The sequence below is a fragment of the Micromonospora wenchangensis genome (assembly GCF_002210435.1).
GTDB classification, from domain to species: domain Bacteria; phylum Actinomycetota; class Actinomycetes; order Mycobacteriales; family Micromonosporaceae; genus Micromonospora; species Micromonospora wenchangensis.
The window spans coordinates 73901-99069 of sequence record NZ_MZMV01000005.1; the positions used below are offsets into that span (position 1 = coordinate 73901).

Sequence of the window (25169 nt, forward strand, 5' to 3'; positions counted from 1 at the left end):
TCCGACAGCCGTGCGTGACTCAGGGAGTCGACGGGGCGGTAGGGGCCGGGTGCGGCATGGCCGACCGGCCGGACCTTCATCCGAGCAGCCGGCCCTTCGACGGTGGAGACCCGTGGCGCCCCGACGATTCCAGGGCCGGCTGCTCGCGTACCCCCGGGCGGATCAGCCCGCCCTCGTACGCCGCGATCGTCGCCTGCACCCGGTCGCGCACGCCCAGCTTGCCCAGGACGACCGCCACATGGTCCTTGACCGTCGACGCGCTGATACCCAGGACCGCCGCGATCTCGGCGTTGGACAGCCCGCGTGCCACCTGGTGCAGCACCTGCGTCTCGCGGGGGGTCAGCCCGCCGAGGCGTGCGGCGTCCTCGGGCCCGGGCCCGGTCGCGAACCGGTCGATGAGCCGGTGGGTGACCCCCGGGTCGAGCATCGCGTCCCCGGCGGCGACGACCCGGACGGCGTCGACGACCCGCTGCGGCTCCGCGTCCTTGAGCAGGAACCCGGCCGCTCCGGCCCGTAGCGCCGCGAACACGTACTCGTCGAGGCCGAACGTCGTCAGCATGACGATCCGGGTCGCCGGATGCCGCTGCCCGATCACGGCGGCCGCCGCGATCCCGTCGGCGCAGGTCGGCCGGCCCGAGGGCGGCCCCTCCGGGCGGAGCCCCCGAACCGGCGGACCCGGGGTGGGGGGCCGGCGGGCTGGCATGCGTACGTCCAGGACGGCGACGTCGGGAGTGGTCGACGCGACGACCGCGACGGCCGAGTCACCGTCGTGGGCCTGGCCGACGACCGCGATGTCCGGCTCTGCGTCGAGGATCGCGGCGATGCCGGCCCGCACCGTGGCCTCGTCGTCGGCGACGATGACCCGGATCACCGCAGCGCCTCCGGCAACCAGACGCGGACCGTGGTGCGGTCGGTGTCGACCGCCACCGAACCGCTGGCGGCGTCCGTCGAATCCCGCAGCGACCGCAGCACCTCCGCACCGACGGGCGGGCAGCGGCGGACCTCCAGGCCGATCCCGCCGGCGACGTACGTCACCGTGGCCACCGCGCCGTCGGCGATGAGCGCCGCACCCGCCCGGTGCGCGGCCACCTCCAGGGGCACGGGCAGGGACCGTGGCTCGCCGACGAACCGCAGCGCCGACCGGCGGCGCGCCGCCAGGTCGGACAGGGCGGCGACGGCGGGCGGCGGGTCGGGCCGGTCCTGGGGCAGCCCGTGCAGCAGCCGTCGCAGGGCGACCAGGCTGGCGCGGGCCTGCGCCGCGACCTCGTCCAGCCGGCCCGCCTCGGCCGCGGCGAGCGCCGAGGTGGCGTGCAGCCGCGCGCTCGCGCGCAGGTCGTCCACGATGCGCGCGCGCTCGCCCCGCGCCGCGCTGTCGGCGTGCCGGCGCACGGTCTCCCGTGCGGCGGCCTCGGCGGTCGACCGGCGGGACCGCCGCGTCGTCACCAGCCTGCCGGCGAGCCAGGCGGCACCCAGCGGTATCGCGAGCACGACGCCCAGCACCGCACCGGCCGCGGCACGGTTTCCGGTGATGTCGGCACCCGCGCCCAGGGCCACCCCGCCGACGGCGGCCACCGCCAACGGCGCGGCGAACCCGAGGCTGGCTGCGGGCCGGTAGGCGGCCACGGCGTACACCAGCGCCAGCTCGACCCACCAGCACCACAGGAACGTCTCCGCCGGGTCGTGCCGGGTCCAGCCAGCAGCGGTGCCAGCAAGCCAGGCGACCTGGATCGCCAGCGCCGCGACCAGCGCCGGGCCGGGCGCGAGCCGGCGCCACGCCAACGGCAGCGCGTGCAGCACCAGCAGCGCCACCAGCAGCGTCGCCGGAATCGGCGCGGCCAGCGGATCGGGGCTGTCCCCGCCCGGCAGCAGCACCGTGCCCGTGGACAGCCCGAGCGCGAGGACGACCATCGCCCCGTCCCGGACCGCCGCGCCGGCCCCGGCCCACGTCCGGACGCCCGGCGGCGCTCCCGTCGTCGCCCAGACGGGCGGCGTCGCTCCGGTCCCTGGCGCGGCGCCCGGTGCCACCCCGGGCCGCCACGGCAGCCGGGCCCGGACCCGCCATCCCGGACCGGCCGGCCCGGCGTCGAGGTCACCGCCGACCGCCTCGACCCGGGCGCGGAGCCCGGCGATGCCGAGCCCGCTGCCCACGTCGCCGGCCGCACGGCTGCCACCCCCGTCGAGCACCGTCACGGTGAACCCGCCGGGGTCGGCGATGATCCGCACCGTCGCCGCCGCGCCCTGCGCGTACCGCATGATGTTGGTCAGCGCCTCGCGGACGATCCCGTGCGCCAGGGCCGCGACCGCCGGCGGGACGACCCGCGCGGTGCGCTCGTAGCGCACCCACGGGTGCCCCGCCACCAGCTGGTCGACCGCCTCGATGCCGACCTCGTCGTCCCGCCCCGCCGACGCCACCACCCGGTCCAGGTCGTCGACCGCCGCCTGCCCGGCGCCGATCGCGTGTTCGATCGCCCGCTCCCGCAGCACCGGGTCGGCGAGGCGCAGCGCCGCACCGGCGGACACGAGGATCGCGGTCAGCCGGTGACCGGCCACGTCGTGCAGCTCGGTCGAGAGCCGCCGGCGTTCCTGCGCGACCGCGAGCGGCGCGAACCCGTCCACGGCCGCCCGGAAGGTCTCGGCCGACGCCCGGTCGGCGCGGACCCGACGGCCAAACCGCCCGACCGCCCACACCCCGGCGGCCACGGCCCCGAGCACGAGCGCGGTCGCGACGGTGGCCCGCGCCGACGCACCGCAGGCCGCCGCCGTCACGGCGAACCCGGCCACCACGGCCGCGACGCCGGCCGCCGAGACCGCCGCCGTGCGATGCACCACCAGCGCGTACGCCGTCAGCAGCACCGCGGCCGGGCCGGCCGGGGCGGCCCCGACGACGGGGGCGGCCAGCGCGGTGGCCAGGGCGGCACCGGCCAGCGCCGGACCGGGCACCCGCCTGCGGTAGAGCAGCGCGACCACGGCGACGACGGCGACGGCGCAGACGCCAGGCGCCAGCCGCGGCTCCGGCCGGGCGGCGAGCCACCACAGCGCCTGCGACACCGCCACGGCGCCGGCAGCCCAGGTGTCGCCCAGGTCAGGGGCCCAGCGTCGCATACCCCGATGGTACGGGCCGCCCGGCCGGTCGGGACCCCGCCGCGAGACGGGGGTGGGGCGCGCGGAAGCCGTCCTGTGGCACGACGCGCCTACGCCAGGCACCGGCCAGCATGATCTTCATGGTTCGTTCCCTTGTTCGCCGGAGCATCGGCGTCCTGCTGCTGCCGGTCGCCGTGGCCACCGCCGTGACCGTGGGCGGCGCGGGCTTCGTCGCCACCGCGCTCGTCACCGCCTGGATACCGCTGCTGTGCGTGGTGGGGCTCGTGTTGCTGGGCACCGTCGCCCAGCTCCTCGCCCGGCCCGCGTTCGCGCTACTCGGCGTTCGACGCCGGAGCCGCGCCGCGACGGTGCTGGCCGTCGCCGTCACCGTCGCAGTCGCCGGGCTCGCCGCCGTGACCGTGTTCCGGCCCGGCCCGCACCCGGCCGCCCCGCCCCCACCCGCCGGCGTCCGGTTCTGGGACCTGCCCACCGGATCACGGATTGCGTACGTCCATGCCGCTGCCTCCGGCACGCCCCGCCCGACGCCCGTGCTCTTCCTGCACGGCGGCCCCGGCACCCCGGGGGAGGGGGTGCCCGCCGTCGGTGCCCTGCTCGCTGCCGATGGCTTCGAGGTCTACGCCTACGACCAGCTCGGCGCCGGCCGGTCCACCCGGCTCACCGACGTCACCGGCTACACCGTCGCCCGGCAGGTCGCCGACCTCGACGCGATCCGTGTCGAGCTGGGCGCCGAGCGCGTCGTTCTCGTCGGGCAGTCGTGGGGCGGGTCGCTCGCGGCGCAGTATCTCGCGGCCCACCCGCAGCACGTCGCCCGGGCCGTGTTCACCTCGCCCGGCCCGATCTGGGCGGGCGCCTACCCGGACGGCGGAGGCGGCGACCCCTGGGCCCGGATGACCGCCGAGCAGCGTCGGCAGCGCGACGACCTGTTCGCCTCGCCCCGGGTCATCGCCCAGGCGATCCTGCAGAGCGTCAACCCGAACGCAGCGCACGCGCTCGTCGGCGACGACGAGGCGGACGCGCTGATGCACGCCGTCGCCGTGCTCGGCAAGGACACCGCCCGTTGCCCCGGTTCGGCACCCGCCGAGGCACACGACAACCACCAGGGCTTCTACGTCAACCAACAGACGGTCGAGGACTTCGCCCGCATCCCCGATCCGCGGCCCGCGCTCCGGCAGGCCCGGGTGCCGGCGCTGATCATGCGCGGCGAGTGCGACTTCGTCCCATGGGAGGAAACGTACGAATACCGACGCACGCTGCCGCAGGCGACGCTGGTCTACCTGCCGCACACGGGACACGACATCACCTCCGGCCAGCGGGAGGCGTACGACGCGCTGCTTCGCGCGTTCCTGCGCGACGAGCCGCTGCCGCTGCCGGCCTACACCTCGGCCCGACCCCCATCGTGAGTCGGACCCCGGGCGACGATCGCTCCAGCGCCGGCCCGGCCGCGCGTCCGGCGAACACCCGGCCAGCCAAGACTGGGGTCCCGAACCAGGGAGATCCCTGGTCCCAGGTGGTTCCCGGCGGCCACACACTGGCGTTCGTCCGGCCGAGCAGCCGGGCGCTCCCTCAGGGTGAACAGGGGTACGATCGGACGCTGGCCCTGCCCGTCCTCCGTTGAGCCGCGCACCGCCACCTGCCGGGTCGGCGGGAATCGGCGCGAGGACGTTACGGGATGATTCCCACCCCGGTGCCTTCGTTTTCGGCAACCTATCCGAGGCTCCGGAAATACCGCTCCGACGCTGCTCCCTCTTCGCCTTCCAGTACCCCATTTCGCGTATTGGGAATGCGCGGGCAGCTGTGACGTGTCCGAAGTGGGACACGACACCTCCGGTACTTCTAATCTCCCGGATAGTGCGGCATTGTTGGATTTCCACTGGTCGGCGAAAGCTGGTCGGTGTGATCACGGGAGGCACCGGATGGCGGGCTATCGACCGCCGCTCAACCGGCGGCCGACGGCACGAGTGGCCATCGACGCCGATCCCGGGGTCGGGGTGCAGCCATCGCCCTGGCAGCGGTACATCATGACCGATGCCGACGAGGTGCTCGCCTTCTTCCAGACCACCTTCGCCGACGTCGACGTCCTGGTGTCCGCACCTGGGCCGGAGGGAGCGGAACTGTGGGGCATGCGGGCCGTGCTCGGCGATGTCGTGCTGAATGACTGGCAGTGCTCGGCGCAGATGCGGGTGCGAGGCGTTGCGCGTGGGCTGATCAACATCATCCACGTGCGGAGCGGGCGGCTCTGCATCACCGAGCATGGGGAGGTCAATCAGGTGGCCCCCGGCCACACCGTCCTGCTGCCGGCCGGCCAGGTGCTCGAACTGGAGTGTGATGCCGTCGAAACTCTCACCGTCGGGCTGCCCACAGCGCTGGTTGACGAGGTAGCCCGATTTCGGACCGAGACCGGGCGGGTGCGCTTCGCAGGGACCAGTCCGATCTCAATCGGGTTGGAGAGGCACTGGCTGGGGACGCTGGCGTACGTCCGGCAGGTGGTGCTGGCCGACATCGCCCTGGCCACCAACCCGCTGCTGATCGGCTACCGGCGGCGGCACGAACAGGGTCGACGCGATCCGCACGTTCACCGACGACTGGATCGTCGGCCTTTCCGACCTGACCCTCCGGGTTCGCAAGGCCGCAGCACCGGCACAAACCGGGCACGCCGCCAGGGTCCACCGGCTGTTTCCCGCAGAGCACGTCTACCCACTGACACGGACACCGGATGGCCTCCTCTCCCCGGGTGGATGACAGTCGATTGTCTGACGATCGAGGCGTTCACGGACCCGCCGACCAGGTTCACCTGTGGGGTCAGCGGCGCGACCGGCAGGCCGAGGATCGCCGGGTCGGGCCCCTGGGTGTCACCCGGTGTGACACCCAGGGGTTCCCGGGCCCCGTCGGCCCGTCATCGGCGTACCGGGACCGTCCTCGCCGGTCCGGTGCGCTGCCGGTGTGCGCGGATCAGGTCGGCGTACCGCAGCCCGCTCGCCTTGACCGTGCGCCGCTGGGTGGAGTAGTCGACGTGCACCAGACCGAACCGCTTGTCGTAGCCGTACGCCCATTCGAAGTTGTCGAGCAGCGACCAGACGAAGTATCCGGCGAGGGGAACGCCCCGGTCGACGGCGGCCGCGCAGGCGGCCAGGTGCCGCTCCAGATGGTCGGTGCGCTCCCGGTCCTGCACGGTGCCGTCGGCGGTGACGTGGTCCGGCCAGGCCGACCCGCTCTCGGTGACGACGATCCGGGCCGGCGCGTACTCCTCGTGCACCGCGACCAGCAGCCGTTCCAGCCCGGCCGGATGGTTCTCCCAGCCCATCGCGGTCTGCACCGCGCCCGGCACCGGCACCTGCCGGGCGTACGGCGGGGGGCCGTCCGGGTCGTCGACGACGACCTGCCGGAAGTAGTAGTTGATCCCGAGGAAGTCGGTCGGCGTGGCGATCACGGCGAGGTCGTCGCCGCGTACCGGCGGTTCCACCTGGTAGGTGGCGAGCATGTCGGCGGGGTAGCCGCGGCCGTGCAGCGGGTCCAGCCACCAGCGGTTGACGTGGCCGTCCATCCGGTGGGCGGCGGCGACGTCCGCCGGACGGTCGGTGGCGGGCTCGCAGGGGCTGAGGTTGAGCACCACCCCGACGGAGGCCTGGCGGGCGGCGTTGGCGCGGACCGCCAGGGTGGCCAGGCCGTGGCCGAGCAGCGTGTGGTGGGAGGTACGCACCGCGCGCGCGAGATCCCGCTCGCCCGGTGCCATCCGGCCCTCCAGGTGCCCGATCCAGGACACGCAGAGCGGCTCGTTGACGGTGGTCCAGTCGGCGACCCGATCGCCGAGGCGGGCCGCGACGACCGCGGCGTAGTCGGCGAACGCCTCGGCGGTGGCGCGTTGCGGCCAGCCGCCCCGGTCCTGGAGGGCCTGCGGCAGGTCCCAGTGGTAGAGCGTGACGAACGGCCGGATCCCGGCCGCGAGCAACGCGTCGACCAGCCGGTCGTAGAAGTCCAGCCCTCGCGGGTTGACCGGGCCGACGCCGGCGGGAAGCACCCGGGGCCAGGCCACCGAGAACCGGTACGCGTCGACGCCGAGGCCGCGTGCCAGTGATATGTCCTGCGGCCACCGGTGGTAGTGGTCGCAGGCGACGGCGCCGCTGTCGCCGTTGTCGACGGCCCCGGGCACCTGGCAGAAGGTGTCCCAGATCGACGGTGCCCTGCCGTCGGCGGCGACGGCACCCTCGATCTGGTAGGCGGCGGTCGCGACGCCCCAGATGAAGTCGGCTGGCAGCGTGGACAGGTCGGGCACGTCGGGGTTCTCCTCGCGGGACACGGTGGCGGACTCACTTGACCGCGCCGGCGGTGAGGCCGGCGACGAAGTAACGCTGCAACGCCAGGAAGCCGGCGACGACGGGCATGCTGACCACCAGCGAGGCGGCCATCACCTGGTTCCAGTAGACGTTGAACTGGGTGGAGTAGCCCTGGAGGCCCACGGCCAGGGTGCGACTGCCCTCGTTGGTCATCACCGAGGCGAACAGCACCTCACCCCAGGCGGTCATGAACGCGTACACGGTCACGGCGACCACTCCGGGCACTGCCGCCGGCAGCACCACCTGGAACAGCGTGCGGAGCGGGCCGGCGCCGTCGACCTGGGCGGCCTCGTCGAGTCCGCGCGGGATGGAGTCGAAGTAGCCGACCAGCATCCAGATCGAGAACGGCAGCGAGAAGGTGAGGTAGGTGACGATCAGGCCGGTCCGGCTGGCGTACAACTGGATGCCGGTGGCGTTGCCCAGGTTGACGTAGATCAGGAACAGCGGCAGCAGGAACAGGATGCCGGGGAACATCTGGGTGGACAGGACGGTCACCGAGAACAGGCCCCGGCCGCGGAAACGGTAGCGGCTGACCGCGAACGCCGCGAAGATCGCCACGGCCACCGACAGGACCGCCGCCACCGAGGAGACGACCAGGCTGTTGACCAGGTATCGGCCCAGCGGCACGGTCGACCACATGTCCACGAACGCGTCGACGGTGGGACGGCGGGGCCACCAGGTGAACGCGTTCTGCACGTCCTGAAGCGGTTTGACCGACGAACTGACCATCACGTAGAGCGGGACGAGGACGAACAGCGTGAGCAGGGTCAACACGCTGCGGCGGGCCCAACGCTCGGCGGTGGTCTCACGCATCGTTCCTCCGGCGGTTGGTGAGCAGCAGGTACCCGGCGGTGACCAGGAGCAGGAACAGCAGCAGCGCCACCGACATCGCGGAGCCGGAGCCGAAGTCCCAGGTCTTGAAGGAGCTGCGGTAGATGTGGATGGAGACCAGGTCGGCCTGCTCCGGCGCGGAGCCGCCGAACAGCACGTACGGGGTGTTGAAGTCGTTGAAGGTCCACAGGAACAGCACCAGCAGCAGCACCAGGTTGACCGGACGCAGCATGGGCAGGGTCACCGAGCGAAACCGCCGCCAGAAGCCCGCGCCGTCCATCGCGGCGGCCTCGTACAGGTCGGCCGGGATGTTCTGGAGGCCGGCCATGACGCACAGGAAGGCGAACGGCCAGGACCGCCAGACCGACACGATCAGCAACGCGACGAAGCTGTTGTCGCCGATCAGCCAGAACGGCCGGTCGCCGAGCAGCTGCAACTGGTCGACCAACACGTGGTTGACCAGGCCGTTGTCGCGCTGGAACAGGAAACTCCAGGTGATCACGGCGGTGTAGACCGGCAGGGCGTACGGGGTGAGGAAGAGCGCGCGCAGCAGGCCCCGGCCGCGGAACGGGCGTTGCAGCAGCACGGCCGCGGTGGTGCCGAGCACCCAGGACAGGCCGACCGAGCAGACCGTGTAGAGCACTGTCACCTGGAACGAGTGCAGCAGTTCGGCTCCGGCGGCGGAGTCGAGATCGAGAACCATCCGGTAGTTCTCGGTGCCGACGAACGGGGCGGTGGACCAGTCGCGGATGTGGAACTGGGTCAGCTCCAGCAGGCTCATCCAGGCGCCGACGAGCATCGGCACGACGTGGATCGCCAGTTCCAGCACGACGGCCGGGGCGAGCAGCAGGTACGGCAGGAGTGAGCGGCGGGGCCGGCGGGGGCGGTTCTGCGGTGCCCCGCCCCGGGGCGGCCCGTCCCGCCCGGTGGCGTCGTGGACGGTGGTGATGGCCATCGTGGTCCTCTCGCGGGGTGGCCGTGGCAGGGTCGGCGTCCCTGCCACGGCCACCGGTCCGGCGGGTCAGCGCATCTGCTGCTGGGCCTTGCTCAGCTTCTGCCGGACGCCGTCCTCGGTGACCGGCTTGCCGCTGGCGGCGTCGGCGAAGAGTTCCTTGATGGCGGTGCCGACGAGGGTCTCGAAGGTGCTCTCGTCGGGAACCTGCGGCAGCGGAGCCGCGGTGGTGGCGAGGGTCGCCTGGAGCACCTTCTGCTCGGGGGCGGTGAACGCCGGATCGCTGGCGGCGGTCGTGACCGGCGGCAGCGATCCGTACGTCTTGTTGAGCGTCACCTGCTCGGCGTCACTGGTCATGAACTTCACGAACTCCAGGGCGGCGTCGGGGTTCCTGGTGTGCTTGAACACCGCGATGTTGATCCCGGCGACCATGCTGTTGACCTTCCTGCCGCCGGCCGGCGGGGCGGCCAGGAACGGCACGGGGGCCACGCCGTACGCGTCGGCGGCCATGTTCTGGGACTTGAGGTTCGCCCCGGCGGCCTGCCAGAGCAGCATCGCCGCCTTGCCGTTGGCGAAGTCGGACACCGACTGGTTCTGCGCGTACTCGGCGTTGCTCGGGTTGATGATCTTGTCGGTGGCCATCAGGTCGACGTACCGCTTGACCGCGGCGACGTTCTGCGGGGTGTCGAAGGTCGGCTTGCCGGCGGAGTCGAACCACTCGCCGCCGTACTGCTGGCTGAAGGTGAAGGCGTGGTGCGCGTTCTCCGAGGCGTTGGCACCCTCGACGGCGAGGCCCCACCGGCCGTCGCCGGTCAGCTTCCGGCCGAGCTCGGCCACCTGTTCCCAGGTGGTCGGCGGGGTGGTGATGCCGGCGTCGGCGAACGCCTTCTTGTTGTAGTAGAGGGCGTAGGCGAGGCTGTAGAGGGGCACCGCGGCGGGCGGTTTACCCGGGGCCCCGGCGGCGGCGAGCGCGGCCGGGACGAACCGGTCCCTGCCGCCGACCTTGGCCAGGGTGGCGTCGTCGAACTCGACCATGGCCCCGGTCGCCTGCAACGACGCCGACCAGGTGTTGCCGATGTTCACCACGTCCGGGCCTTGTCCGGAGGTGGCGGCGGCGAGCAGCCGGTTGAGCAGGTCCGACCAGGGCACCACCTCCACGTTGACCTTGATGCCGGTCTGCTGTTCGAACCGGTCCAGTTCGGGTTGGAGGATCTGCTTGTCGGCTTCCAGGCTCGCCCCCTGGTTGCTGGCCCAGTAGGTGAGGGTCTTGGCGGACCCGCCGGACGGGTCGTCCGAGCCACCGCAGGCGGTGAGCGGGGCGGCAGCCAGGACTGCGGCGGTGAGTATCGCGAGGCGTCGTCTCGACACGATCGGACCTTCCGGTTCTGGTGGTGGGGTGTGTCGGTGCGGTGGCGTGCGCGAGGGGCCGGCAGTCGGAGATCCGGGACCGTCGGATCCGGGGGGTGCGCACCGTGTCGCGGGAGTTACATCACAGCTTAATTAATGTCGTCATTAAAGTGGTTGTCCGCAGGACCGTCAACCCCGGGGTCGTACAGTCGCTCCGGACGGCCCGGGGGAAGGTGGCGGGGTGGAGTTGGCGCGAGCGACGAATCGGAGCGTGCGGCTGCGGAACCGGTCCGCGCTGCTGTCCAGGCTCTTCCTCGACGGTCCACTGACCCGGCAGGACCTGATGCGCAGCACCGGTCTCAGCCAACCCGCGATCAGCAACGTGGTCAGTGACCTCATCGGCGAGGGGCTGGTCGTCGAGGCCGGGGTGGCCGAGTCCGACGGCGGGCGTCCCAGCATGATGCTGCGCGTCGCGCCCCGGTTCGCCTTCGTCATCGGGGTGGACGTCGGGGAGACCCTGGTCCGGGTCGAACTGTTCGACCTCGCCATGACCGTGCTGGCCCGCGCCGGCTACCCGCTGGACCCGGCGCGCACCGAACCGGCGACGGTCGCCGGACACGTGCTGGCCGGCATCGACGCGGTCACCACCCAGGCCCGGGTGTCCTGCGCCGACGTGCTCGGCGTCGGGATCGGTGTGTCGGGCGTGGTGGAGCAGGGCACCGAGGCGGTGGTGCACGCCCAGGCCCTCGGCTGGGACCGGGTGCCGCTGGAGCGGTTGATCCGGTCGGGCACCGACCTGCCGCTGCACATCGACAACGGCGCGAACACCCTCGGCCAGGCGGAGATGTGGTTCGGAGCCGGACGCGGTGCCCGCCACGCCGTGTTCGCCCTGGTCGGCTCCGGGGTCGGCGCGGCCCTGATGACCAACGGGGTCGCCTACCGGGGAGCGTCCAGCAGCGCCGGCGAGTGGGGACACACCACGCTGGTGTACGGCGGCCGGACCTGCCGCTGCGGGGCCCGGGGCTGCCTGGAGGCGTACGTGGGCGCCGAGGCGATCATCGATCGCTACCAGGAGGCCCACGGCGGCCGGGCGGTGCCCGGTGGGGACGAGGAGTCCCGGATCGCCGCCCTGGTCGAGGCCGCTGCCAGTTCGCCCACCGCCCGTCGGGTGCTGGAGGAGACCGCCGGCTACCTCGGCGCCGGGGTCGCCAATCTGATCAACCTGTTCAATCCCGAGCGGGTGGTGCTGGGCGGCTGGACGGCGATGGCGCTCGGCGGTCTGCTGCCCGCAATCCGCGAGGCGGCCGGACGGCAGGCGCTGCGCCAGCCGTACGAGCAGGCGTCGATCGAACTGTGCCGGCTCGGCGTGGACGCGGTCGCGCTCGGCGCTGCCACCCTGCCGGTGGCCCGGCTGCTCGCCACCGGAGGACTGCGGCCGACAGTCGATAACCACCATAGGTAGCAACCGGGATAAATAACACTGTTATGGATCGATGTCTTGACGCCCGTGCAACATGACCGCAACACTCGGGAAGAGAGCGCTCTCCGGTCGCGGGCCGGTCCCGGCGGCACCACCCCGGCACCCGCGACCGCTCTCCTCAGCCCCGTCGTGCCCGGCGTCCGCACCCCCTACCGACAGGCGAAGTCATGACATCTCGTGTCACCCCCGCACGCCCGAGAACGGGCCCACGGCGCTGGCGGCGTACCACCGTCGGCGTGGTCGTCGCCCTCGTCGCGGCCCTGACGCCGACCGCCCTGGCCGCACCGGCACACGCCGCGCCGGTACTGCTGTCCCAGGGCCGCCCGGCCACCGCGTCGTCAACCGAGGGCACCGGCTTCCCGGCATCGGCGGCGGTCGACGGCAACACCGGCACCCGCTGGTCGAGTGCCTTCAGCGACCCCCAGTGGCTACAGGTCGACCTCGGGGCCCGGGCCACCCTCAGCCAGGTCACGCTGGTCTGGGAGGCCGCGCACGCGCGGGCGTTCCAGATCCAGACCTCCGACAACGGCACCACCTGGACCACCGTCTGGAGCACCACCACCGGCACCGGCGGCACCCAGACGGTGCCCGTCACCGGCAGCGGCCGGTACGTGCGGATGTACGGCACCACCCGGGCCACCGGCTACGGCTACTCCCTGTGGGAGTTCCAGGTCTACGGCGAGAGCGGTGGAACCGACCCGGTCGAGCCCACCGACCCACGCAACCCGAACTTCGGCCCGAACACCTTCGTCTTCGACCCGTCCACGCCCACGGCCACCATCCAGAGCCGGCTGAACACCCTGTTCACCCAGCAGGAGACCAACCAGTTCGGCCCACAGCGATACGCCGTGCTGTTCAAGCCCGGCACCTACACCGCCGACGTCAACCTCGGCTTCTTCACCCAGGTCGCCGGGCTGGGCATGAGCCCCGACGACGTGAACCTCAACGGCCACGTCCGGGTCGAGGCCGACTGGTTCGGCGGCAACGCGACGCAGAACTTCTGGCGCGCCGCAGAGAACCTGTCGGTCACCCTGCCCGCCGGAGTGACCGTCGAACGCTGGGCGGTTTCGCAGGCCGCACCGTACCGCCGGATGCACCTGCGTGGCGCGCAGAACCAGATCCAGCTATGGAACGGCGGCGACGGCTGGTCCAGCGGCGGCCTGCTGGCCGACACCCGCATCGACGGACTCGTCGTCTCCGGCTCCCAGCAGCAGTGGTTTTCGCGCAACAGCGAGTTCGGCAACGGCTGGACCGGCTCGGTGTGGAACATGGTCTTCCAGGGCGTGACCGGCGCACCCCCGCCGCACTTCCCGAACCCGTCGCACACCGTCATCGCGCAGACTCCGCAGATCCGCGAGAAGCCGTTCCTCTACATCGACGGCACCGGCGAGTACCGGGTGTTCGTCCCGGCGCTGCGCACCAACTCCACCGGCACGAGCTGGTACGGCAAGACCCCGGCCGGCTCGTCCATCTCGCTGAGCCAGTTCTTCGTCGTCCGGCCGGGCACCAGCGCGGCCACCATCAACGCCGCGCTCGCCCAGGGCCGGCACCTGCTGTTCACCCCCGGCGTGCACCACGTCACCGAACCGATCCAGGTCAACCGCGCCAACACGGTGATCCTCGGGCTCGGCCTGGCCACCATCCAGACCGACAACGGCACCGTCGGCATGCGGGTCGCCGACGTCGACGGGGTCAAGGTCGCCGGCCTCATGTTCGAGGCCGGGCAGACCACCTCGCCGGTGCTCATGGAGGTCGGCCCACCCGGATCGTCAGCCGACCACTCGGCCAACCCGACCTCGCTGCACGACGTCTTCTTCCGCATCGGCGGGCCGGGCGTCGGCCGGGCCACCAACACCCTGACCGTCAACAGCGACGACGTCATCGGCGACCACATGTGGCTGTGGCGTGCCGACCACGGCGACGGCGTCGGCTGGACGGTGAACACCGCCGACACCGGACTGACCGTCAACGGCGACGACGTCACCATGTACGGCCTGTTCGTCGAGCACTACCAGAAGTACCAGACCGTCTGGAACGGCAACGGCGGCCGGACGTACTTCTACCAGAACGAAATGCCCTACGACCCACCCAACCAGGCCGCCTGGACGAACGGGGCGACCCGGGGCTACGCCGCGTACAAGGTGGCCGACTCGGTCACCAGCCACCAGGCATGGGGGCTGGGCAGCTACTGCTACTTCAACGTCAACCCCGCGGTGGTCGCCGACCGGGCCATCGAAGCGCCGACGAACCCCAACGTCCGGTTCACCAACATGGTCACCGTCTCGCTCGGCGGGGTCGGCACCATCAACCGGGTCGTCAACAGCGCCGGCGGCACCGCCAACACCACCAACCAGGTCGTCTACCTGACCAACTACCCCTGACCACCTGTACCGCTCAAGGACGGTGGTCTACGTCGTGTGACGACACGACGTAGAGGGACGTGATGACGAAGGCCTCCGGTTGTGGAGTGGAACCGTCCAGGAACCGCTGCGGCAACCAGGAGGCCTTCGTATCCCACGCTAACGCCGCTTGACCCTCGTGCACGTCTTCGCCGGCGACAATCAGAAATCAGAAAGAGGCCGGGGACTGCGTAGTTTGAAAACGCCACACTCCCGTCGTTGATCAGCCCGAACGCCAGCAGCCACACCAGCATCCTCACCCCGCTCCACTCCTTCCTGCAGCAACGCCTCACCGATGGCGTCCACCAGACGGCCGTGCTGCACGGGGAGATCCTGGCCCGCGGCTATCAGGGCGGCTTGCGGGTGCTACGGGACTGGCTCGCCACCAACCGCACCCGACCCACCCCTGCGACCGCAGTCCAGGTGCCACCGGCCCGGCGGATCACCGTCTGGATCATGCGACCCGGACATAGGCTCACCGACGACGACCGCGCCGATCTCGCCGACGCCCGCAGCCGCTACCCAGACCTCGACACCGTCACCGATCTCGCCGCCCCGGTTCCGCCACCAGGGCACCGGGCAACACCTCGATGCCTGGATCAACCGCGCCCGCCACGCCGGATCCCCCGAGATCTGCGGCTTCGCCAGCGACTGTGACGCCGTCATTGCCGGCCTCACTCAGCCCTGGCGCTCAGGCCTCGTCGAGAGCCAGGTCAACCGCATCAAGAGCATCAAGCGCAAGACGTACGGCCGCGCGAACCTCGACCTCCTCCGCAAACGCGTCCTGGCGACCCTGTGAACCATCAACAAGATCAATCACGAAATGTGCCAGAGCCAGTTTCAGGTGGAGCCGACAGACCCACCGGGTTCTGCACTCGAAGCCGTCCGCCGACGGGTGAATTGGCTAATTGGCACCATTGGTGGATTCTAAGGCGATAATGGCGTTGTGATCCGGTGGTTACCCGCCGGAGCCCGACTGACCGTGACAGGGGTGCCCGATGGAGAAAACGGAGACAGGGCGCGCAGTCCGCAGGACCCTTGCTGAGCGCTACGACCCACAAGACAACGCCTTCGGGTTCCTGCGGCTGGCGTTGGCTCTCGGTGTGCTCATCGCGCACGCCTGGCCACTCGGTCTGGCCCAGCCGAGCTTCGGGGCCTCGTTCACTGCGGGACAGAGTGATCTGGGCACCCTGTCGGTGCAGGGGTTCTTCGTCATCTCCGGCTTCCTGGTCGCTGGCAGTGCGCTCCGGCTCTCTGCGGGCCGGTTCGCCTGGCACCGAGCGCTGCGTATCCTGCCCGGCCTCTGGGTCTGTCTCGCGGTGACCGCACTGCTGATCGCGCCGGCGGTCCACCTGATCGAGCGGGGCGACCTGACCGGCTTCTGGACCCACCCTGAGGGCCCGCTGCGTTACCTCGCTGTCAACTGGCTAGGCGCGATGGATCAGTATCCGATCTCCGGTCTGCTGGCCGACACCCCGTTCGGCCGAATGATGGGCGGCCCGAGTGCCTTCGACGGATCACTGTGGAGCCTGCGCTACGAGATCGCCTGCTACCTGCTGACCGGCTTGCTGGCCGCGACGGCGGTGCTGCACCGTGCTGCCCGCTTCGTACTGGTGCTCACCATCGGCACCTACCTGCTTATCCTTAACGACCTGCTGACCGTCGCAGACTGGACCGACCGACCGCCGGCACGGGGAGCGATCAGCCTGCCGCTGCTCGGTACTTTCACCACCGACTGGACGCTCTACCTCACCTTCCTGTTCCTGCTCGGCGTCTGCGCCCGCCGATACGCCCACCGGCTGCCGATCGGCGAAAGGTACGCCGCGGCGGCCGGCATCGTGCTGCCCGTCTCCATGGTGTTCGGTGGTTTCTTCGCCATCGGCCTGCCTGCCTTCGCCTACCTTGTGCTCTACGTCGCGGTGGCGGCACCCCGGGTACTGCGGCGGATCGGCCGTCGCCGGGACTACTCCTACGGCATCTACATCTACGCGTTTCCGGTGCAGCAGGTGGTGGCGCTGCTCGGCGGAGCCTCGGAGGGTCTGCTGATCTACATTGTGCTCTCCGTGATCGGCACTCTGGTGTTCGCCATACCCAGCTGGCACATGGTGGAAGGACCGGCGCTGCGCGGCAGGAACTGGCTTGTCGCCCGGTCGCGGAATGACGCCGAGGAACGCCACCGCTCTGCCGTACCCGACCTGCGGACACCGACCCAACTGCGCCCGATCGCCGACGAGGCACCCCGGCCGCTGTCGCGATGAGCACGAGGAACCCGGCGGGACGCTGGCGTCGCCTGACCCGACGGCAGCGGGCCGTGCTCGCCGTCGTGGTCGTCTGCGCGACGGTCTGCGCCGGCCTCGTGACGCTCGTTCTCAGCGCCGGACATCGATACGAGGGCCGGGTGCACCGCGAGGAGATCCTCGGCCAGAGCGGCGCATCCCGCGACGGGCAACAGTGGCGTCGGGGAGCGTTGAACCTGCTGCTGCTCGGCTCAGACTCCCGCGACGGTGAACCGGACCAGGGGGAGTATTCGGGCCAGCGCTCGGACACCATCATGCTGATGCACCTCAACGGGACCAGAGACACCGTGACGGTGGTGTCGATCCCCCGGGACAGCTATGTCGACGTGCCCGCCCGCCCGGGCGTCTGGGACGGCGGCAAGAACAAGATCAACGCGGCGTTCGCCTTCGGTGGGGCCGCCCTCGCCGCCGAGACGGTGCACCGGCTCACCGGTGTGGCCCTCGATGGCGTCGTGGTGGCGAACTTCGCCGCCGTACGCACGATCGTGGACGCCGTCGGCGGCATCACCGTCTGCATACCGTACGAGGTCACCTCGACCACCACCGGCAGGCGGTGGCCGGCCGGCTGCCATCGACTCGACGGCAACGCCACCGAGGACCTGGTCCGGCAACGGCACGGAGTGCCCGGCGGGGACCTGGGTCGCATCCGCGACCAGCACCTTGTCGTCAAAGCAATCGCGGAGCAGCTCAGCCCGGCCAGCCTGATCGCCAACCCGACCCGGCTGGACCGGCTGCTGACCACCGCCGCCGAGTCGCTCACCGTCGATGAGAACCTCGACCTGACCGAGCTGGCGCTCGCGTTACGCCACGTCCGCACCGAACGAATCCGCTTCGTGACGGTACCGGTCAGCGACCCCGGCCTCGACACCCCGGCGGGCTCGGCGGTACTACTCGACGACCAAGCCGCCGCCGAGCTGTTCACCGCCGTGCGCGGCGACACCGTCGACCGATGGCTCACCGACAATCCTCGATATGTCAGCGTGCCCGACTGAGTCCTCAGAGCAAACGGCCCACATGCCGTGTCCCGGTCACCGGGAACGGCGCCAGTACCGGCACGTCCAGTCCACCCGGTGCAGCTCGTCGGTGATGCCGTGCTCGGCCCGGAAGTCGTCAACGGCCTGCCTGCAGCCCCGTACCGCGTGGTAGTCGTCGGCGATCACGTAGCCGCCGACCGAGAGCTTCGGGTAGAGGCTGCGCAGCGCGACCATTGTCGAGTCGTACATGTCACCGTCGAGACGGATCACCGACAGCTGCTGCACCGCAGCGCCGGGCAGGGTGTCCTGGAACCAACCTGGCAGGAACCGGACCCGCTCGTCGAGCAGGCCATACCGCCGGAAGTTGTTCTCCACCTGCTGTTGAGACACAGCCAGGATCGGCTGCGACCAGAGCGCGTCCTCCTCGTCCTCGACCCGACCCGGCTCGGCCCTCGGCAGGCCCTGGAACGAGTCTGCGACCCACACGGAGCGTTCCTGATCGCCGTAGGCGCGCAGCATTCCCCGCATGAAGATCACCGCGCCGCCGCGCCATACCCCGGTCTCGATCAGATCGCCCGGGACGTTGCGCTCCAACACGTCGGCTATGCACCGTTCCAGATTGTCGAGCCGACGCAGGCCGATCATGGTGTCCGCCTCGGGCGGCCAGTCCCTACCATTGGCGCGGGCGTCGGCGTCGAACGGGAACCGCAACACCAGCTCCAACCCGCGGCGTTGGAGCAGATGCTTGAACCGATGGTAGATACGGCCGTGCAGGGAGGCCGCCCGCGGCTGGTACGGCATCCAGGTCTCCTGGAAGACATACCGGGTCAGCGCCTGCTTGAGCAGTTCGCAGTACAGGACGCGGGGATCGGTCACCCCGGTCCGGTCCGTGGTCATCGTCTCGGTCATCGAAATCCTCTCAGGTATGGACGGGCCCACGTGGTCTCGACAGTGACCGCGCCGACCCGGGAACGGACGGTCATCACCGGCGGCTGTCGGACCGCCGGTAACCGCCACCCTCGGTGAGTACCCCGTTGGGGACGTAGCGGGAATCCTCCGGCTCCGCCTCCCGCTTGCTCGGCACCGCTTCGATCGGCACGCGACCGGTCGGCGGTCGTGATGACTGGCTGCTCGGCTCAGGCCGCACCAGCGGCCGGCTGCGCAGCAGGCTGGGCAGTTCCTTGGCACCGATCGGAGCCACCACGGTGGGGACCGCCTTGTCGGCCCCCAACCTGCGGTGTCGCGCCACCGGCACGACCTGCCGAACGTTCGGCAAGACCGCTGGCTCCCCGCTGGTCTCGACGCCGACCGGCTCCCGGGCCGACTCGGCCGCAGCCACCCGTTCGGGACCTGCCGGCTCGACCACGGCCGCTCGTCCGCTGGCATGTCCGGCCACAACCGACCGGCTGGAGGCCCTCTCGGCCGGGCGCGTGATCCGCGACGCCGCGAGGCGGCTGCGGGCCGATTGGCGGCTTTCGGTGACAGCGGCGGTGGGACCGGACACCGGCTCGGTCTCGGGAGCGACGGGCAGCGACCCGAGGGTGCCGGTCGTGGCCTCCACCGTCCGGCGGCCGGTCTGGTCGGCGGCACCGACCGCGATCACCCCTACCAGCGGCAGGTCCAACTGACGCAACAACCGCGCAGCCCGGGCCGCTTCGGCCAGCCGGGTGCGGCCGGCCACCACCACCAACAGCACCCCGTCGACGTGCTGGGCCAACACTGCGGTGTCGCTGCTGGCCAGGACCGGCGGCGCGTGCACGAGCACCGCCTCCTCGGTCGCCTCGAGAGCGTTGAGCAGGTCGGCGAGTTCCCGGGTCCGCTGCGGAGTCAGACAGTCCTGCGGCTCGGTCGGCAGCACGGTCAGCGTCGGATGCCCGGGCAGCGTGGCGGGGGTGCGCTGCTCACCGACAACCTGTTGCCAGGTGAACGACGCGTCCGGGAAGTGCCCGGAGAGCACAGGCTCGCGGACCGTGCCGTCGACCACCGTGACCCTGCGATGCTCGGCGGCCACCCCCAGTCCGAGCAGCGCGGTGAGCAACGCCGCGCCGTCGTCGTCGCGCACGCTGGTGACCAGCAGCCGTTGACGCCCGATCGACGCGGTCAACATGCTCACCGCCGCGACGGTGGCCTGGGTCTGTTCGGCGACCTCCCGCCGGGCGAACAGTGCCGACGCATGATGGCGGGCGAACCGTTGGGGCAACGGTGGCAGGGCACCGACGACGGGCAGCATCAGCTGCGATTCCACCTGCCCGACATCGCGGACGTGAGGGTCGAAGCGGTCCCGCAGCACCATCGCACACCAGCCGGCCAGCAGGCCGATCATCGCCCCCAGAGCGCAGTTGAGTAGCGGCTTCGGAAACGAAGCCGTCGCCGGCGGGCTGGCGGTGTCGACTACCCGGGTGGCCACCGGTGTGTCCCTGCCCAGTTTGAGGCGGGTCAGTTGCTCGCTCACTGCCGCAGTGGCCGCGTTGGCGAGATCGGCCGCCTGCTGCGCCGATGGGGCACTGGCTCCGATCGTGATGATCTGCAGACCCGGCTCGTACGTGCCCCATACGCGGCCAACGAGCGATTGCTCCGACACGGACATCGCCCTGGCCGTCTCGACGGCCACCTCCCGGGAGCCAACCAACTTCGCCACGGTCGGGGCGAGGTTCTGGGCAAGCGCGAGACTCCGCTCTGCGGAACGGTCCTCGTCCGGCGGTGTCGCCGTCAGCAGAAGCGATGACTGTGCCTCATAGCGGGCCGGTAGGAGCGGGGTCAGCACCTGAGCAGCGGCCAGGCCAGCGCAGAGGCCGAGCAGCGGCAGCGCTATCCGATGCCAAAACATCGTTGCACCGCCGTTGAAGCCCATTGAGCGTCCCATCAGACTCGCACCTCTCCCATCAACTCGGCGGGGGCGCTGAACACCGGCGGCGCGGCTGTCGTGGTTGCGGCCAACTCGTGCCAGATGTCATGCAGCCTGTCGGCAACCCGCTCCCAGGTGAACTCCGTCTCGACCCGGCGCAGGCCCCGAGCCGCCAGGTCGGCGGCCAGGCCGGGTTCGTCTCTCAGCCGGGTCAGCTGATCGGCCAACGCGGTCACGTCTCCGGCAGGGAAGATGAGACCGGCGTCGCCGACGACGTACGGGATCTCACCGACGTCACTGCCGACCACCGGAACGCCACATGCCATGGCCTCAACCAGCACCCGGCCGAACTGCTCACGCAGCGGGATGCCGACCCAGGGCAGCACGTTGCGCTGGACGACCTCCACGGACGGCAGCGCCAGGGTGCTCATCGCACCGAGCAGCGCCGGCAGCCGGTCGTGGGTCACCCAGCTGTGCCGCCGCACCCGTCCGGGGCGGCGTTTGCCGGCGAGGTCGATCTCCGCGGCGAGGCTACCGTCACCGACGAGCAGCACGTCGCAGTCGACCAGCTCAGCGGCGCGTAACAGGTCGAGGATTCCCTTGTGCGGCTCGAGCCGACCGACGAACCCGACAGTGAACCGGCCATCACTGTCGGTTCGCGCCGACGGGCGGAAGATACGGGTGTCCACCCCCAGGGGGACGATGCTGCTCTGTCCCCGGTACCCCTTCGCGTGCAGGACCTCCCGGGCCTGCGGAGTGATCGGCAGGGTCATCCGCACCGACCGGTACGCGGCCTGCTCCAGGATCGGGAAGGGAAGCGGGAATCGGGTCACCACGTTCTGCGCGGCGTAGAGCGTCGTCGGAACGCGGGGCCAGTGACGTCGGCACAGCCGCAGCACCTGCCAGGTCGACAGGTACGCGGCCTCACCGATGACGTGCACGACATCCGGTGGTTCGGCGGGCAGGTCGTCCAGCGCCAACCTGCGGAACATCACCGAGGCCATGTGTCCGCTACGCCCCTCCCCGAGCCAGTGCGGAACGACACGTGCGTGGAAGTTGGTGTGTAGCCGGGCCAGCCGGTCGAAGTCTTCGCGAGTCGCCTCGGAGACGTCAGCGGCGATGACGCTGAAGTGCAGGTCCGGATGGTTGCAGAGAACGTCGAAAAGATCGCTCCAGTGCTCGGTCCGCGATCCCACGACAAACGTCAGAACGTGCATCACAATTTTCCTTCAATTGGGCAGACGGGATATCGCGAGTCGGCCGACCCGGGCCCAGGCCCGCAGGCGGGCCAGGCCGACTCGTGGTTGCAGGGACAGCCGAACGCCCGCCAGGCCGATACCGAGCAGTGCCCTTAGCAGGACCACCGCCCGAACCAGATGCCGGCTGCGTGACCGGTGTCGGGTGAAGAACAGCAGCATGCTGCGATACAGGTGCGGCCAGATCCAGACCGGATCGCTGCTGCTCGCCCCGCCGATGTGGCAGGCGCTCACTGCCGGCACATAGAACACCTCAGCACCTCGGTGCCGGGCCTGTAGGCAGAACTCCTCGTCCTCGTAGTACATGAAGTACGCCTCGTCGAGTCCCCCGACGGCGAGGAAGAGCCTGGTGGGTACCGCCAGGCAGGCACCGGAGAGCCAGTCCACCGGGGTGGGCCGGTCACCGCGCAGGCAGGCGTCGTACGTGAGTCGGTGCCGTCGTCCGGACAACCACCGGCGCAGCGGCACCGGTACCAGTGGACCGCCGAACCGGCTCGCCACCACCGTCGTCAACGTCTCGAAGGGGTGGGCGCTCACCGCGACCCGCCCGGTGGGGTCGACCAGTCTCGGTCCGGCCACCCCGTACCGTTCGGTCGCCACGCGGACGAGCTCGTGGGCGGTCGTCGGTGGCACGACGCAGTCCGGGTTGACCAGCAGCAGCACCGCGCTGTCGACGCCGAGCGCGGCCTGGTTGACGGCTGCGGCGAAGCCGAGGTTCTCCGTGTTCGCCAGCACCGTCACGGTGGGGAAGAGTTCGCGGACCAGATCCACCGTCTCGTCGGTCGAGGCGTTGTCGACCAGGCGTACCGGCAGGGCGGCCTGGTGCAGCGCGGCCAGCGTCGCGGGGATCTGGCGGGCGGAGTTGTGTGTCACCACGATCGCGGTGGCATCGGAGTGGGACGTCATCGGACAACCTCCAGGCGCCGCCAAGCCGTGGGTGGTGACGCCGTCGCCGGCATCGTCGACCAGGTCGGTGACGGTCGTGCCGCGGGCAGCGTGAGCAGGGTCAGGGCGGGCAGCAGACCGAGTTCCCAGTGCCCGTCGGTCGGGGCGGCGAACAACGCCGCAGCAAGGAAACCGCAGCACAATGCGGCGAACGGCACGGACGGCGCATCCCGGACGGCGAGACCGGTCCGGATGCTGCGCACGATCGGCCAGAGCACCAGGGCGAGACCGACCAGACCCACGTTCGCCAGGAGCGTGACGTAGTACGCGTGGTAGACCGGCCCGACACTGGTGGATGCGAAGTCGGCGAGGTAGACGTCGGCGGTGGACTGCCCGAGGCCGGCACCGAGCACCGGACGGTGCGCGAAGACCTCCAACCCGACGGCCGACTCCGGGCCCCGGTACCCGGCGGACTGCTCCAGTCCGGTGGCGATCTCCTGGGCCCGCTGCTGCACACCGGGCGTGAAGACCAGCACGACACCCAATGCCAGGCCGGCCGTCGCGGTGGCGGTCAGCCCGGTGCGGATGCTCCGTCCGCCGCGCAGCAGCAGGACCGCGATCGTCACCAGAGCCGCGAGCCAGATTCCCCGGTAGGAGGCGAGCAGCACGTCGGCGGCGAAGAACCCGGCGACCGCCACCGTGAGGATCCGACGCCAGCCATGCACCCTCCCGGCGAGCCAGACCAACGGGGGGATCGCCAGCAGGGTGAGCAGTCCACCGTGTCGCCCCGGCAACGTCATCGACGCAGCTGTCAGCCCCGCTGCGACAACCACGTACGCCAGCCCGGCCGCAGCGAGCCGCCGGGGCGTGGTCAGCGAATGAGTGGTGAGGAAGAAGTACAACGGCAAGACGGTGATCTGGTACCCGGCGACCAGTACCTCCGAAGGCAGGTTCCCGATCGCCAACCCGTAGCCGGCGGTGATGCCGGTCAGGACGACCACGACCAACATCCCGAGATCGGCGGGAGTGCGCCGGGGCCCCGGGTCCATCCGCAGCCAGTACCGGACGAGCAGAGCGGCCACCCCGGTCGCCAGGAGCAGCAGGTGCGCGACGATGTACGTTCGGACGTCACCGCCGCTGGTGACACCGCCGATCACGGCTCCGCCGAGGGTGCCGACCGGCAGCACCAGCCATGGCCAGAGCAGGAACACGAGCAGCGCCACCAGTGCACCGGTGCCGGCCAGCGCGAGTTTCCCCGGCAGCATCAGCAGCACCGACGCCATGCTGGCGAGCGCGGCGGCGGCCAGCGCGGCGGTAGCTGGTCCGACGGCCCGCCTCACCGTGGCAGCCCTTCGAGTAGGTTGCGCAGGCGTTGGCCGCGGTGCGCCCAACTGTTGGCGGCCGCCACCGCCCGACGACGGGCGATCTGCTCCGGTACGGCGGCAGTGTCGAGTTCCGTCGCGAGCGCCTCGGTGAAGGCCGCCGGGCCGGCGGCGATCCGGACCAGACCTTCCAGCTTCCGCAGCGCGGGCAGGGCAGTGGCGACCACCGGCTTGCCCAAGGCGAGGTACTCGTAGCACTTTTTCGGGTGCACGTAGTCGATGAGTCCGCCGACCCGGTACGGAATGACCGTGACGTCGCAGCCCCGCAGCAGAGCCGGAATGTCGGTGTATCCGACCGGGCCGGTCAGTATCACGTTGTCCAGTCCGCGCAGTGGTGCCCGTCCGGATCGGGTGCTCGGGCCGATCAGCAGAAACGTCCAGTGCGGACGGGCGCGCGCGACGGCGGCGACCAGATCGGCGTCGAAGGCCCGGGTGTCCACCGCCCCGCAGTAGCCGACGATCGGACCGCGCAGGCACGCCACCAGAGGTGCGACAGGACCATCGACCGCGAAGTGCGTCGGGTCGCACCCGTTGGGCAGGACCACCGGGACGGGACCCAGCAGCGGCATCCGCTCGGGCAGCGCCGACGACGAGGCGAGCACCAGGTCGGCGGCGGTCAGGGCCCTGGCCAGGTTACGACGCAGGTGTCGGCGGTTCCACCAGCGGGTGAAGGTCCAGTCCAGGTCGGTGGCGTCGTAGACTACGGCGGCGGCGGGCAACCGGTCGGCGCAGGGCGCGGCCAGATCCTCGTCCATCCAGAGCAGGCGTATCCGGCCTCCGTGGTGGTGCAACCAGCGGCGGAGGGCGCCCGCAGCCACCCACCGGTTGATCTCGTTGCCCGGCGGCAGATGCCGACCCAACGGTACGGCGGTGGGCGGCACGGCATGCCAGAGCGCCCGGTCGACCTGGGTCACCGTCGCCTGCCAGCGGGGCCGCTGTCCGGGTGGATCGACGAACATCACGTGGTGTTCGGTGGTGAGTTCCCGGGCCAGGGCATGTTGGCGATGTGCGCCGCCTACCCAGGGGGTGCCGCTGAACAGCACGGCCCATGGCATGGCCGTACGCACGGGATCACTGTCGAGAGTCGG

At 71.1% G+C, this 25169-nt stretch carries 20 protein-coding genes; 8 read left to right on the forward strand and 12 right to left on the reverse strand.

Annotation, left to right across the window (positions count from 1 at the left end):
• Positions 1-76: 76 nt before the first annotated feature.
• Together B5D80_RS32775 and B5D80_RS04240 are read right to left on the reverse strand one after the other, a co-directional pair.
• Entirely contained in the window at positions 77-871 is a 795-nt protein-coding gene (locus B5D80_RS32775; protein WP_144081571.1) for a response regulator transcription factor, read from the reverse strand.
• Positions 868-3102, reverse strand: coding sequence for a sensor histidine kinase (locus B5D80_RS04240; protein WP_088642433.1), 2235 nt, complete (start codon positions 3100-3102; stop codon positions 868-870). Before B5D80_RS04240 ends, B5D80_RS32775 begins: the two co-directional genes overlap by 4 nt.
• 119 nt (positions 3103-3221) lie before the next feature.
• Between B5D80_RS04240 and B5D80_RS04245 the strand changes: the two genes are divergently transcribed.
• Both B5D80_RS04245 and B5D80_RS33290 read left to right on the forward strand, forming a co-directional pair.
• On the forward strand, positions 3222-4502 hold the full coding sequence (locus B5D80_RS04245; RefSeq protein WP_158224119.1) for an alpha/beta fold hydrolase: 1281 nt from the start codon (positions 3222-3224) through the stop codon (positions 4500-4502).
• 513 nt (positions 4503-5015) lie between these two features.
• The gene (locus tag B5D80_RS33290; protein ID WP_158224120.1) at positions 5016-6107 is read left to right on the forward strand and encodes a hypothetical protein; all 1092 of its coding nucleotides are present in this window, start codon (positions 5016-5018) and stop codon (positions 6105-6107) included.
• On the opposite strand, the gene B5D80_RS04255 is transcribed toward B5D80_RS33290, so the two are convergent.
• The 4 genes from B5D80_RS04255 to B5D80_RS04270 form a co-directional block, all read right to left on the reverse strand.
• Entirely contained in the window at positions 5996-7396 is a 1401-nt protein-coding gene (locus B5D80_RS04255) for a GH1 family beta-glucosidase (RefSeq protein WP_245854225.1), read from the reverse strand. The two genes, B5D80_RS33290 and B5D80_RS04255, sit on opposite strands and share 112 nt — an antisense overlap.
• A gap of 10 nt (positions 7397-7406) precedes the next feature.
• On the reverse strand, positions 7407-8246 hold the full coding sequence (locus tag B5D80_RS04260) for a carbohydrate ABC transporter permease (protein WP_088642435.1): 840 nt from the start codon (positions 8244-8246) through the stop codon (positions 7407-7409).
• The gene (locus B5D80_RS04265; RefSeq protein ID WP_088642436.1) at positions 8239-9219 is read right to left on the reverse strand and encodes a carbohydrate ABC transporter permease; all 981 of its coding nucleotides are present in this window, start codon (positions 9217-9219) and stop codon (positions 8239-8241) included. The genes B5D80_RS04260 and B5D80_RS04265 overlap by 8 nt, the downstream gene beginning before the upstream one ends.
• A 66-nt stretch (positions 9220-9285) precedes the next feature.
• Positions 9286-10584: an ABC transporter substrate-binding protein gene (locus tag B5D80_RS04270; RefSeq protein ID WP_088642437.1), complete on the reverse strand. Its 1299-nt coding sequence runs from the start codon at positions 10582-10584 to the stop codon at positions 9286-9288.
• A 220-nt stretch (positions 10585-10804) separates the two neighbouring features.
• On the opposite strand from B5D80_RS04270, the gene B5D80_RS04275 reads away from it, so the two are divergent.
• The 6 genes from B5D80_RS04275 to B5D80_RS04295 all read left to right on the forward strand — a co-directional run bounded on the left by B5D80_RS04275 (position 10805) and on the right by B5D80_RS04295 (position 17731).
• Positions 10805-12025: an ROK family transcriptional regulator gene (locus B5D80_RS04275; protein WP_088642438.1), complete on the forward strand. Its 1221-nt coding sequence runs from the start codon at positions 10805-10807 to the stop codon at positions 12023-12025.
• 185 nt (positions 12026-12210) lie between these two features.
• Complete coding sequence (locus B5D80_RS04280) at positions 12211-14424, forward strand: discoidin domain-containing protein (protein WP_088642439.1); 2214 nt, start codon at positions 12211-12213, stop codon at positions 14422-14424.
• Between the two features lie 237 nt (positions 14425-14661).
• Positions 14662-15099: a hypothetical protein gene (locus B5D80_RS33615; protein ID WP_169733033.1), complete on the forward strand. Its 438-nt coding sequence runs from the start codon at positions 14662-14664 to the stop codon at positions 15097-15099.
• On the forward strand, positions 15074-15241 hold the full coding sequence (locus B5D80_RS35050; RefSeq protein ID WP_425437162.1) for a hypothetical protein: 168 nt from the start codon (positions 15074-15076) through the stop codon (positions 15239-15241). Before B5D80_RS33615 ends, B5D80_RS35050 begins: the two co-directional genes overlap by 26 nt.
• A 199-nt stretch (positions 15242-15440) precedes the next feature.
• Entirely contained in the window at positions 15441-16700 is a 1260-nt protein-coding gene (locus B5D80_RS04290) for an acyltransferase family protein (RefSeq protein WP_088642440.1), read from the forward strand.
• The gene (locus B5D80_RS04295; protein WP_088642441.1) at positions 16697-17731 is read left to right on the forward strand and encodes an LCP family protein; all 1035 of its coding nucleotides are present in this window, start codon (positions 16697-16699) and stop codon (positions 17729-17731) included. Before B5D80_RS04290 ends, B5D80_RS04295 begins: the two co-directional genes overlap by 4 nt.
• Before the next feature lie 36 nt (positions 17732-17767).
• Here the strand turns inward: B5D80_RS04295 and B5D80_RS04300 are convergent, their stop codons facing one another.
• The 6 genes from B5D80_RS04300 to B5D80_RS04325 form a co-directional block, all read right to left on the reverse strand.
• Complete coding sequence (locus tag B5D80_RS04300) at positions 17768-18622, reverse strand: TylF/MycF/NovP-related O-methyltransferase (RefSeq protein ID WP_211291388.1); 855 nt, start codon at positions 18620-18622, stop codon at positions 17768-17770.
• Positions 18623-18695: 73 nt separating this feature from the next.
• Positions 18696-20576 (reverse strand): hypothetical protein, encoded by a 1881-nt coding sequence (locus tag B5D80_RS04305; RefSeq protein ID WP_144081572.1) that lies wholly within the window; start codon positions 20574-20576, stop codon positions 18696-18698.
• Positions 20576-21775, reverse strand: a complete 1200-nt coding sequence (locus tag B5D80_RS04310; protein ID WP_088642443.1) for a glycosyltransferase family 4 protein — start codon at positions 21773-21775, stop codon at positions 20576-20578. The genes B5D80_RS04305 and B5D80_RS04310 overlap by 1 nt, the downstream gene beginning before the upstream one ends.
• 12 nt (positions 21776-21787) lie before the next feature.
• Positions 21788-22720 (reverse strand): glycosyltransferase family 2 protein, encoded by a 933-nt coding sequence (locus B5D80_RS04315; RefSeq protein ID WP_088642444.1) that lies wholly within the window; start codon positions 22718-22720, stop codon positions 21788-21790.
• Positions 22717-24039: an O-antigen ligase family protein gene (locus tag B5D80_RS04320; protein WP_088642445.1), complete on the reverse strand. Its 1323-nt coding sequence runs from the start codon at positions 24037-24039 to the stop codon at positions 22717-22719. Before B5D80_RS04320 ends, B5D80_RS04315 begins: the two co-directional genes overlap by 4 nt.
• The gene (locus B5D80_RS04325) at positions 24036-25148 is read right to left on the reverse strand and encodes a glycosyltransferase (protein ID WP_144081573.1); all 1113 of its coding nucleotides are present in this window, start codon (positions 25146-25148) and stop codon (positions 24036-24038) included. The genes B5D80_RS04320 and B5D80_RS04325 overlap by 4 nt, the downstream gene beginning before the upstream one ends.
• Between the last annotated feature and the right edge of the window lie 21 nt (positions 25149-25169).